This is a genomic window from Capnocytophaga sp. oral taxon 324 str. F0483 (assembly GCF_000318315.2).
Lineage (GTDB): Bacteria > Bacteroidota > Bacteroidia > Flavobacteriales > Flavobacteriaceae > Capnocytophaga > Capnocytophaga ochracea.
Genome location: NZ_KB291497.1, coordinates 1 through 11,624, shown reverse-complemented (window position 1 = coordinate 11,624; position 11,624 = coordinate 1). Strand labels below are relative to the sequence as shown.

The following is an 11,624-nucleotide window of genomic DNA, read 5'->3' as shown; positions in this document are numbered from 1 at the left end:
CTGCCCGTGCGGCTCGCACCTGCCTGTGTGGCTCACACTGCCCGTCGTGCTACGACCTCGCACTTTTTACCTTTTATCTTTTACCTTTTACCTAAATAGATAGAATGTCAGATATTATAAAATTACTCCCCGATCACGTAGCTAACCAGATAGCCGCTGGCGAAGTGATTCAGCGTCCCGCCTCAGCAGTCAAAGAGCTGATGGAGAATGCTATCGATGCCGGTGCTACCGAAATAAAACTGCTCATCAAAGACGCAGGCAAGACCCTCGTGCAGGTGATTGACAACGGTGTGGGAATGAGTACTACCGATGCGCGTATGGCTTTCGAGCGTCACGCCACCTCCAAAATACAAAAAGCAGAAGACCTTTTCCATTTGCAAACTAAAGGTTTCCGCGGGGAAGCCCTTGCCTCCATAGTGGCAATTGCGCACGTAGAGATGCAAACCAAGCGCCCAGAGGACGAGTTAGGTACCGAAATACACATCGAAGGCAGTAAGATTACGCGCCAAGAGCCCTGCGTATGCCCTACCGGTACGAGCATTGCGATGAAGAACCTCTTTTTCAACATTCCAGCGCGTCGCAACTTTCTAAAATCGGATACGGTGGAATTCCGTCATATACTCGATGAGTTTCACCGTGTTGCCTTGGCACACCCTGCAATTCATTTCTTTTTGTACAACAATGGCAACGAGCTGTTCAACCTGCCAGCTACCAATTTCCGCCAACGCATTGTACATCTTTTTGGAAGCAAAACCAATGAAAAGTTAGTGCCTATCATCGCCGAAGATACACCTTTGGTGCAAATTAGCGGATTTATCGTGAAACCTGAGTATTTAGCAAAGACTAAAAACTTGCAGTTTTTGATGGTCAATCATAGGTTCGTGAAAAATCAATACCTCAACCACGCAATTGCCTCGGCTTACGAAGGTCTTATCCACACCGACCAGAAGGCGGAGTATGTCATCAGTTTAGAAGTAGACCCCACAACTATCGACATCAATATTCACCCTACGAAAACCGAAATTAAGTTTGAAGAAGAGCATAGTATTTATGCCCTACTGAAGTCGGCAGTAAAACACAGTTTGGGTCAGTTTAATATTGCTCCTACGCTCGATTTTAGCAAAGACCCTACTTTCGATATTCCTTATAACTACAAGGATAAAACCCCAGAGTTTCCTAAGATAGAAGTAGACCCCAATTTCAACCCATTTAAAGAAGAATATGTAAGCCGAAGCAGTGGAAGCGATAGCCATAGTAATTTCGGCTCTTACAGCAAAAAAGCACCTACGTGGGAGAGTTTGTACACGGGCATTGAATCTTCCATCAATACCTCAACCCCTGAAACTATCGTGAGTTCGCTCTTTGAAACCGAACCTACACGAAGCCAAGGTAAGAAAATCATTGCTTTGGCAAAGAAATACCTCATAACTACTTTGGAAGGAGAGCTTATCATCATCAATATCAACAGGGCGCACCAACGCATCTTGTACGAAGATTTTATGAAGCATCTGGAATCCACACATAGTGCAAGTCAGCAACTGATGTTCCCCTACGAACTGCCTTTTGCACCACACGAATTGGAAGTGATTGCACAACTGCGCGAGCTCTTTGAGTGCAGTGGCTTTATGTTTACCATAGAAACCGACAAGATTGTAGTAAGTGGGATTCCTCTGCACCTTACCGATAGTGAGATTCCTAATATTTTCAACGAACTCTTGCAACAGCATATCGAGGCATTACCCTCTACCGAAAACACTCAGAAAGAAGCCTTTGCTAAAGCTTTATGCAAGAGCTTAGCTGTAAAAACCGGACAGGTACTCAGTGAGGAAGAACAAGAAACTTTGATAAATAATTTGTTTAGTTGTCAAGAAGTATTAATTTCGCCTTTTGGAAAGCGAATTTATTACAACCTTTCAGTAAATGAAATAGAAAACCTATTTTAAATGCGAGTTGGATAGGCAATATAAGCATTATGAACATTGCTAATTAACCAATCTCTAACAACTAATAACTAAAGACTAAAATGGACAGAATATCTAAAACAGTACTACATCTGATTATTATCAATACGATAGTATTAATACTTACCGCATTGAATGAAAAAGGACTATTTTTACCTCAAATAAATATAGTCGGCACTTTTGCCTTACACCATTTTGAAACTCCTTCTTTTCACTGGTGGCAATATATCAGCTATATGTTTATGCACGCTGATTTTACACACCTGCTCTTTAATATGTACGCCTTATGGGCATTCGGCACACCTTTAGAAAATATATGGGGGCGCAATAAGTTTCTATTCTTCTATTTCTCTTGTGGCATAGGAGCGGCTTTGCTTCATACGGGAGTAAATTACTACTATGTACATCAAGCTGTCAATGCTTTAGCGGAAGCTGGTGTGCCTGCTAATGAAGTTTTAGAAATTATTGCAGAAGGAAAATACAATCCTAATTGGGGCAATATCATCAATCACAGCACCTTCCAAAGTATGTATGATGTACTTAGATCTACTACCGTAGGCGCTTCAGGTGCTATTTATGGTATATTAGTAGCTTTTGGAATGTTCTTCCCCGATGCTAAACTGATGTTGTTCTTTATCCCCTACCCTATAGCGGCTCGTTATTTTATCCCTTTACTTGTAGCCTTAGACTTAATAATGGGATTTGTGGGAGGAATTACTATTTTCGGTGGCAATATCGCTCACTTTGCACACGTAGGAGGGGCTCTCATAGGCTTCCTAATTATGTTGTACTGGAAAAAGCACAACTTTGATAAGAATAGATGGGACAGAAGAATGTAAAGAGCCCTTAAATCCTATTTTTTAATAACAAATGATATGCAAAATATTCAAATTCCAGAAAACTGGACTGTCTATATCGGCAGATTAGAAGACAACCCCGCTGTGTTCCGCCTCAATTTAGGATTAGAGGAAATTGCTCCTATCACCCAATACCCTCAAAGCGTACGCCTTACTTTTGAGCTAAAAGAACCTGATGAAAACGGTTTTTCAAATAACCGAGAACGTGACTTCCTCTATACGATAGAAGATGAAGAAGTAATGCCTTTGCTTAATGAAAGTGATATCTTAGCCGGTATTGTCACTTATCAAGGCACTATTACGTGGTATTTTTATACCGAAAATACTTCTGATTTAGAAAAACGCTTGCAATCAGTAGTAACCAAACACCCTGATTATAGCACTCAAATCAAAACTACTGACGATACTGATTGGAAGATTTACTTTGAATTTCTTTTCCCTAATATCTACGAAATGCAAAGCATTCACAATAGTAATTTGCAAGAACATTGTGAAGAAGCAGGCGACCACACCGACCAAGAGCGCCCTATTGAACACTGGTTGTATTTCCAAACTGAAAAGGATATGAATAGTGCTATTGTAAAAGCTGAAACCTTAGGTTTTTCAGTATATAACAGGGGTAAAATAGAGCCCGAAGAGGGTGAAGACCCTAATGAAGATTTAGGTTACCGCCTTATCCTCAGTAAAGTAAATAGTGTAGACAACATCGACCCCGATACGTGGGACTTGATAGACCTCGCTCTCGATACTCACGGCGAATACGACGGCTGGGAAACAGTTTTAGTTAAGTAAAAATAATTAACCATTTATCATTAAACATTAATCATTATTTTGAACTTAGAAAGTAAAAAAACAATTGTAGAGAAAAGTGCTAAAGACCTCTTTGCGATCTTAGAAAATGTAGTTAATTTTGAACGACTGATGCCCGATAATATTAGTAAGTTCCAAATGCTCAGCGAGCATTCCTTTGTGTTTGCTCTAAAAGGAATGCCTGAAATTTCTTTAGAAAAGAAAAGTAGTACTCCCAGCAGTCAGTTGGTATTAGGTGAAGCAAAAGGTAAGATTCCTTTTCAGCTTACTGCCAATATTACGGAAGTATCGAACAATGAGAGTGAGGTACAACTACTTTTCGAGGGCAACTTCAACCCCGTAATGGCAATGATGGTAAAGACACCTATCAGCAAGTTTATGGAGACCTTAGTAACCAAAATGAAAGAATTATAATGGCTGGAAATAGTATAGGTACACTCTTTAGGCTCACCACCTTTGGCGAATCGCACGGCGAAGCCTTAGGAGGAATTATAGACGGCTGTCCACCTAATATGACCTTAGACTTTAAAGCCATACAGCACGAACTTGACCGTCGAAAACCAGGGCAGTCAGCTATTGTTACGCAACGCAAAGAGGGCGACAAGGTACGCTTTCTTTCGGGTATTTTAAACGGTAAAACCACTGGTACACCTATTGGTTTTATCATTGAGAACGAGAACCAGCATTCGGCTGACTATGCCCATATTGCTGAAGTGTATCGTCCCAGCCACGCCGATTATGTATATCAACAGAAATATGGTATACGTGACTATCGTGGAGGCGGTCGCTCGTCAGCGCGTGAAACTGCTTGTCGGGTAGTAGCAGGAGCTATTGCAAAACAGGTACTGAAAGGTGTACAAATTACCGCTTATGTATCAAGTGTAGGTGAGCTTACCCTTACCAAACCCTATACCGAACTCGATTTGGCAATAGCCGAAACTAATGCTGTACGCTGTCCCGACCCTACCTTAGCGGAACAAATGGAAGCCTACATTAAAGCCATTCGTAAGGAGGGTGACACCATAGGTGGGGTAGTAAGTTGTGTAGTAAAAGGAGTACCCGTAGGTTTAGGTGAACCTGTATTCGATAAGCTCCACGCACAGCTTGGCAAAGCAATGCTCTCTATCAATGCGGTTAAAGGCTTTGAATACGGCAGTGGTTTTGCAGGTACTGCAATGCGCGGTAGCCAGCACAACGACCTTTTTAACCCTGATGGCACTACCCAAACCAACTATTCAGGCGGGATACAAGGCGGTATCAGCAATGGTATGGATATTTATTTTAGAGTAGCTTTTAAGCCCGTAGCTACCCTTATGCAAGAGCAACCCGCACTCGATACACACGGCAACATCGTAACAATGCAAGGTAAAGGCAGACACGACCCTTGTGTAGTACCTCGTGCAGTACCTATCGTCGAGGCTATGACCGCAATCGTATTATTAGATTTTTGGTTGATTAGTCGTCAAAAAAACTAATGACTAAATATATTAGGAATGAGAGAAAATATAAATTATATTGCCAAGCCTTTTTTGAAATGGGCAGGAGGCAAAACACAACTCATAGAACAGATTAAAAACAACTTACCCAAAATTGTTTTTAAAGAGAAATTCACCTACATAGAACCTTTTGTAGGGAGTGGCGCTGTGTTATTTTGGTTGCTCAGTGAGTTTCCTAATATGAAAAAAGCAGTTATCAATGATATTAACAAAGATTTGATAGATACTTATAGAACCATTACTGAAAATCCTGAACAGCTAATTGCTATTCTTAATAGTCTGCAAATAGAATATCACGCTTTAGAAGAGCAACAAGAGGCTAAAAAGGCATACTATTACCAAAAAAGAGCCCTATTCAATAGCCGAAGTGAGGAAAAAGTAATGCAATCAGCATTATTTATATTCTTAAATCGTACTTGTTTTAATGGTTTATATCGTGTGAATAACAAAAATGAGTTCAATGTACCCATTGGTAGTTATAAGCGTCCTATGATTTGTGATAAAGAGAATATTTTAGCAGTAAGCAAGGCTTTGCAAAAGGTAGAAATTATTTGTGGGGACTTTGAGCAGACTATTCATTATACCAAAGGCAATACTTTATTTTATTTCGACCCTCCCTATAAACCTTTGAGCGGAACCTCAAACTTCAATGCTTATGCAAAAGATAGTTTTGACGATAACGAACAAATTCGCTTAAGAGATTTTTGCCATAAACTCAATAACTTGAATCACTATTGGATACTGAGCAATTCAGATGTAAAAGGAAAAGACGAAAACAACCATTTCTTTGATGATCTATATGTAGACTTTACAATAAAGCGCGTATTAGCCAAAAGAAATATCAATGCCAATCCTGAAAAACGAGGGGCATTAAATGAATTATTAATTAACAACTATACTAATAATTTTTTAAATATATGATTTACGGAGGAAAAGGAGGAGGAAATACAAAAACAGGTTTAGTTTTTGAAGGTAAAACTGATTTAGCAGAATTTTTAAACTCCCAAAATGACTATGAAGTAAAAGAAAATAATGTTTTTTACAAGGCAGAACTTGTTGGAAGAATTTTTAAAAAATACGGTTTTTATAAATTTCTTGAAGAGTTAGATATTGATTGGAAACAATTAATATCTAAGAGGTTGTTACCTGATGATAGTATATTTGTAATCATAGCAAATACATTATTCATAATTGAATGCAAATTCCAACAAGTAGCAGGGTCAGTAGATGAAAAATTGCAAACTTGTGATTTTAAAAGAAAACAATACCAAAAACTTTTATCAAAAGCAAATATAGAAGTAGAATATATTTATTTATTAAGTGATTGGTTTAGAAAGCCTGAATACAAAGATGTTTTAGACTATATTCATAGTGTACATTGTTATTATTTCTTTGAGTATATTCCATTAATAAAATTAGGCTTACCTGTTCCTGAATAATGCTTAACCCCTATTTCAAATCCCAAGACAAATCCTTCTACCTCCTTCACGGAGATACGATGGAGCTGTTACCACAGTTTCATCGTAAGTTTGATATGGTTTTTGCTGACCCTCCTTACTTTTTATCAAACGGAGGGCTTACTGTAAATAATGGTGAGATTGTAAGTGTTAATAAAGGAGATTGGGATAAACCAAAAGGAATAGCTTTTATAAATGATTTTAATAGGCAATGGCTTACTTTAGTACGCGAAGTGATGAAAGAAGATGCTACTATTTGGATTAGTGGTACAATGCATAACATCTTTTCAATAGGACAAATACTTACTGAATTAGGCTTTAAAATACTTAATATTATTACTTGGGAGAAAACTAATCCTCCTCCTAACTTCTCTTGTAGGTACTTTACTCATTCTACAGAGCAAATCATTTGGGCAAGAAAAGAAGAAAAAACGCCTCATTACTTCAATTACGAACTAATGAAAGAACTGAATAGTAATAAGCAAATGAAAGATGTATGGCGTTTCCCTGCTATTGCTCCTTGGGAAAAGTCGTGTGGTAAACACCCTACTCAAAAACCCTTATCAGTACTTACAAGGCTTATTTTAGCTTCTACCAAACCTAATGCTTGGATATTAGATCCTTTTACAGGTAGCTCTACTACAGGTATTGCTGCTAATTTACAAGGACGAAAGTTCGTAGGTATTGATAGAGAAAAAGACTTTTTAGAACTGAGTAAACTTAGAAAATTAGAAATAGAAAAGAAAGAGATATTTGTAAAATATAAAAACCGTTTATGAACTCAAAAGAAATAGCAAATGGTATATTGCGTGCCGTAGGGATTATTGTATTGGTAGCGTTAGGGCTCTACACTCTTTACTTACTGCAATCTATTATCATTTACCTCATTGTATCGTTGGTTCTGACATTGATGGGCAAACCTCTTATACAGTTTTTTTATAAAAGGCTGAAGATAAAAAACCGAACCTTATGTGTGGTTCTTACAATGTTATTGTTCGTGGTATTGAGCCTTGGGGTATTCAGTTTATTTATCCCTTTGCTTATTTCGCAAGGTAAGAACCTCTCAAGCCTTAATATAGACTTGCTGAAGGACAACCTCGACGCCCTCCTCCACCAAACTCTTAGTAAGGTTGGACTTCAGAGAGAAGATTACTCTTTTGGAGTACAAGAGATGTTGAATTTTATCGATATTCCTAACTTCCTAAACTCTTTTATCTCGTTTATCAGTAGTTTTGGGGTAGGATTCTTCTCGGTACTTTTTATTACCTTCTTCTTTATGAAAGACGGTGACAGAATACTTATCGCATTACTTTCTATTTTCTCTCCTAAACGCAAACGCAAACTTAAAACCTCTATTTTCAAAATAAACAACTTATTGTCGCGTTATTTTGTAGGATTAATGCTACAGCTTACTATTCTTTTTATAATTTACACCATAGTATTGCTTATTTTCGGGGTAGAAAATGCCTTTATCATAGCCCTTTTATGTGCTTTACTGAACCTTATTCCTTATATAGGTCCGATGATAGGTTTTATACTAATGGCTTTGCTCACAATGAGTAGCAACCTACAAAACGATTTTATGACGGTAAGTCTGCCTACTACTATCTATGTGTTGATAGGGTTTATAATAGGTCAGTTTATTGATAATTTCTTCTCTCAACCGCTTATTTTCTCTAATTCAGTAAAATCTACAGCCTTAGAGATTTTCCTCATTACCCTTATCAGTGGTACGCTTTTCGGGATAACAGGAATGGTAGTGGCTATTCCCGCCTATACGGTACTGAAAGTAGTATTAAAAGAGTTTTTCCCGAACAACAAGATTGTAGAACTTCTCACTAAAAATATATAGCTATGCCCCCTCTTACTCTCTTCATTTTGAATTAAACAAATGGTGAAAAACTCCGATTTTTAGGAAAAGAATGAACAAACAAATGACGGTGTGAGTCACACAGGCAGTCGTAGCACGACAGGCAGATAATCAAAAGACAAATAATGAATGAACGAACAAAAGACGGTGCGAGCCGCACGGGCAGTCGTAGCATGACAGGCAGATAATGAAAAGACAAATAATGAATGAACGAACAAAAAACGAACAATGAACGAACAAATGACGAACAATGAACGAACAAAAAACGAACAATGAACGAAGCTAAACTGAAGCTAAGACAAAGCTATAATCTTAGAAAACTGAATATTAATTGCTTTTTTAAGGTAATAAAACTTTGGAAAAAACGCAATGATTTTAGAGTTTTTATGATTTTTAGACTTCAATAAAGTAAATGAGATTTACTTCGGACAATCAGGATTTAAATAGCTATTATTCAAACATATAAAATTACATATAAATAAAAAAGTGATTAAAATAGTTTTTATTCAAAATATTATTCGTAACTTTGTAGCCTAATATCAAACTTGATAAATTTTAAAAGAAATGAGTAAATACGACGTTATTGTATTAGGAAGTGGTCCTGGTGGGTATGTTACTGCCATTCGCGCTTCTCAATTAGGGTTTAAAACCGCTGTTATTGAAAAAGAAAACCTCGGTGGTATTTGTTTGAACTGGGGTTGTATTCCTACGAAAGCTTTGTTAAAATCAGCGCAAGTGTTTGAATACCTAAAGCACGCTGAGAACTATGGTATCACCGTAAAAAAAGAGTCTTTTGACAAAGATTTTTATGCGGTTATCAAACGTAGTCGCGAGGTAGCTGCTACAATGAGCAAAGGGGTGCAGTTCTTGATGAAAAAGAACAAAATAGATGTGATAATGGGCTATGGTACCCTAAAAGCTGGCAAGAAAGTAGACGTAAAAGATAAAGATGGCAAAGTAACTGAATACAGTGCTGACCACATTATTATTGCTACTGGAGCACGTTCACGCGAGTTGCCTGCTTTACCTCAAGACGGCAAGAAAATTATCGGTTACCGCCAAGCACTTACACTCCCTGAGCAACCTAAGAAAATGATTGTGGTAGGTAGTGGGGCTATCGGTATTGAGTTTGCTTACTTCTATAACGCTATGGGTACTGAAGTAACCATCGTAGAGTTTATGCCTAACATTGTTCCTGTGGAAGATGAAGATATCTCTAAACAATTAGAAAAAAGCCTTACAAAATCAGGTATCAATATTATGACTTCGGCTGAGGTAACCAAAGTAGATACTTCTGGCAAAGGCGTAAAAGCATTTGTGAAAACAGCCAAAGGCGAAGAAGTTTTAGAAGCTGATATCTTGCTTTCAGCAGTAGGTATCAAAACAAATATTGAAAATATCGGTTTAGAAGCGGTAGGTATTAAAACTGAGCGCGATAAAATTCAAGTAAACGAGTTCTACCAAACTAATGTTCCTGGTTATTACGCTATTGGTGACGTAGTTCCTGGTCAAGCCTTAGCACACGTAGCTTCAGCAGAAGGTATTATTTGCGTTGAAAAGATTAAAGGAATGCACGTAGAACCACTTAACTATGGTAATATTCCTGGTTGTACTTACTGCACTCCTGAAATTGCTTCAGTAGGTCTGACCGAAAAACAAGCTAAAGAAAAAGGCTATGAAATAAAAGTAGGTAAGTTCCCATTCACTGCCTCAGGAAAAGCAAATGCAGCGGGTACTACTGAAGGTTTCATAAAAGTAATCTTTGATGCTAAATATGGCGAATGGTTAGGTTGCCATATGATTGGCGCCGGCGTTACCGATATGATTGCTGAAGCGGTAGTAGCTCGTAAATTGGAAACTACAGGACACGAAATCATCAAAGCGGTGCACCCACACCCTACAATGAGCGAAGGTGTAAAAGAAGCAGTAGCAGCTGCTTATGGTGAAGCTATCGACATTTAATATTTTTGTTCCAATAAATTCATAAACGCAAGAAACTCCAAGTAAAAAAGATTTTACTTGGAGTTTTTTTATTAGTGTAAGTTTGAGATAAGAAATCTAACAGACTGTTAGTTATGATTAACTTTGGCTAAGTTTAAAACTTTAGCTAAGTGTGGGAGTAAAAAACAGTATCGTATTATGTTAAAATAGAGCTAAAAGAGCGTTTGTAGCACCTCTAATGATTTTATTTGTCTAAAATTGGGGAAGTGCCATTCGTAGTATTTAAGCAGTTGAAAAAGCAATGCATTGCGCTCGTTCTTATTGCTTTTAACGGTTGATAACTGAGGATAATCGGTGTGTAGGAGGGCTTTGAATAGCAACAAGGTAGCGCCTGTAATGGTGTATTTGCTTTCATCGGTAGTACTGAAAATGCCGTCTTCCAACGAAAAGGAGGGCAAATGCTCGTGAGTGGTATCGGGGTAAAAGCCGAGATAGCGAGTGATATCAAGTAGAAACTTTAAGTGAAAATTGGCAGAGAAGTCGTTTCTATCAAAAAAGAGGAGCTTCTGTTCTAAAAACAAAAACATTTCTTCATCGGGAGCTTCAGATGTGCAAACAAAAGCACATACTTCAGAAAGAAACATACTTACAGCACTCTTATACATATCAGTATGTAACGAGTAATAAGGGGCTGCTATCTTAGCTTCCTTTACACGTCCTAACGTACCGTTATTTTTATGGGTAGCCACCAGTTCTAACAGCATAAAAGGCTGAAAAAGGGCTGTTTTTAAGTTCCCTTTCTTCTGTGCTAAAACGCCTTGTAACAAATAACTACGAGTACCCATCGTTTGAGTAAAACACTTCACTATAAGACTGTTATCACTGTATTTGAGGCTTGAAATAACTATGGCTCGGACTTTATCGTACATATTTCTTCTATAAATAGCGTTGCAAAAATACAAAAAAGACTTCAATAGGACGTAATTGATGATATAAATGAAAGGTAATGCCAATAATACCAATGAGAGAATGAGAAAATTAGAGAATTAGTAAATGGGGTACGAGCTTGAGTTAGAGGAATGAGGCTGTGCCTTGTGAAGTAACTTTTTGGAACATTAACTTTGGCAAAGGTTGTAGCACGACGGGCAATAGAAAATTAGAGAATTAGAAAATTAGCAAATGGGTAGTGATAAAAAAAGTTTTTTGACGGGTCTGACTTGTCGGACAAATTG

Annotated in this window: 11 protein-coding genes; 10 read left to right on the top strand and 1 reads right to left on the bottom strand. The window is 37.8% G+C overall.

The window, feature by feature from the left end:
• Positions 1 to 104 precede the first annotated feature (104 nt).
• The 10 genes from mutL (at position 105) to lpdA (ending at position 10,413) form a co-directional block, all read left to right on the top strand.
• On the top strand, positions 105 to 1,943 hold the full coding sequence (gene mutL / locus HMPREF9072_RS02770; RefSeq protein WP_009410423.1) for a DNA mismatch repair endonuclease MutL: 1,839 nt from the start codon (positions 105 to 107) through the stop codon (positions 1,941 to 1,943).
• An 80-nt stretch (positions 1,944 to 2,023) separates the two neighbouring features.
• A complete protein-coding gene (locus HMPREF9072_RS02765) occupies positions 2,024 to 2,800 on the top strand; it encodes a rhomboid family intramembrane serine protease (RefSeq protein ID WP_009410422.1) in 777 nt (258 codons plus the stop codon).
• A 36-nt stretch (positions 2,801 to 2,836) separates the two neighbouring features.
• Positions 2,837 to 3,610 (top strand): DUF695 domain-containing protein, encoded by a 774-nt coding sequence (locus HMPREF9072_RS02760; RefSeq protein ID WP_009410421.1) that lies wholly within the window; start codon positions 2,837 to 2,839, stop codon positions 3,608 to 3,610.
• A gap of 39 nt (positions 3,611 to 3,649) precedes the next feature.
• The gene (locus HMPREF9072_RS02755) at positions 3,650 to 4,042 is read left to right on the top strand and encodes a hypothetical protein (protein ID WP_009410420.1); all 393 of its coding nucleotides are present in this window, start codon (positions 3,650 to 3,652) and stop codon (positions 4,040 to 4,042) included.
• Positions 4,042 to 5,103, top strand: a complete 1,062-nt coding sequence (aroC, locus tag HMPREF9072_RS02750; RefSeq protein ID WP_009410419.1) for a chorismate synthase — start codon at positions 4,042 to 4,044, stop codon at positions 5,101 to 5,103. The genes HMPREF9072_RS02755 and aroC overlap by 1 nt, the downstream gene beginning before the upstream one ends.
• A gap of 18 nt (positions 5,104 to 5,121) precedes the next feature.
• Positions 5,122 to 6,045, top strand: coding sequence for a DNA adenine methylase (locus HMPREF9072_RS02745; RefSeq protein WP_009410418.1), 924 nt, complete (start codon positions 5,122 to 5,124; stop codon positions 6,043 to 6,045).
• A complete protein-coding gene (locus tag HMPREF9072_RS02740; protein ID WP_009410417.1) occupies positions 6,042 to 6,563 on the top strand; it encodes a PD-(D/E)XK nuclease superfamily protein in 522 nt (173 codons plus the stop codon). Before HMPREF9072_RS02745 ends, HMPREF9072_RS02740 begins: the two co-directional genes overlap by 4 nt.
• Positions 6,563 to 7,360: a site-specific DNA-methyltransferase gene (locus HMPREF9072_RS02735; protein ID WP_009410416.1), complete on the top strand. Its 798-nt coding sequence runs from the start codon at positions 6,563 to 6,565 to the stop codon at positions 7,358 to 7,360. The genes HMPREF9072_RS02740 and HMPREF9072_RS02735 overlap by 1 nt, the downstream gene beginning before the upstream one ends.
• Positions 7,357 to 8,433 carry an AI-2E family transporter gene (locus tag HMPREF9072_RS02730; RefSeq protein ID WP_009410415.1) on the top strand — a complete coding sequence of 359 codons (1,077 nt, stop codon included), beginning with the start codon at positions 7,357 to 7,359 and terminating at the stop codon, positions 8,431 to 8,433. Before HMPREF9072_RS02735 ends, HMPREF9072_RS02730 begins: the two co-directional genes overlap by 4 nt.
• Positions 8,434 to 9,015: 582 nt before the next feature.
• Complete coding sequence (lpdA, locus tag HMPREF9072_RS02725) at positions 9,016 to 10,413, top strand: dihydrolipoyl dehydrogenase (RefSeq protein ID WP_002672574.1); 1,398 nt, start codon at positions 9,016 to 9,018, stop codon at positions 10,411 to 10,413.
• 191 nt (positions 10,414 to 10,604) lie between these two features.
• Here lpdA and recO read toward each other — a convergent pair whose 3' ends face one another.
• On the bottom strand, positions 10,605 to 11,321 hold the full coding sequence (gene recO / locus HMPREF9072_RS02720; protein ID WP_009410413.1) for a DNA repair protein RecO: 717 nt from the start codon (positions 11,319 to 11,321) through the stop codon (positions 10,605 to 10,607).
• Positions 11,322 to 11,624 lie beyond the last annotated feature (303 nt).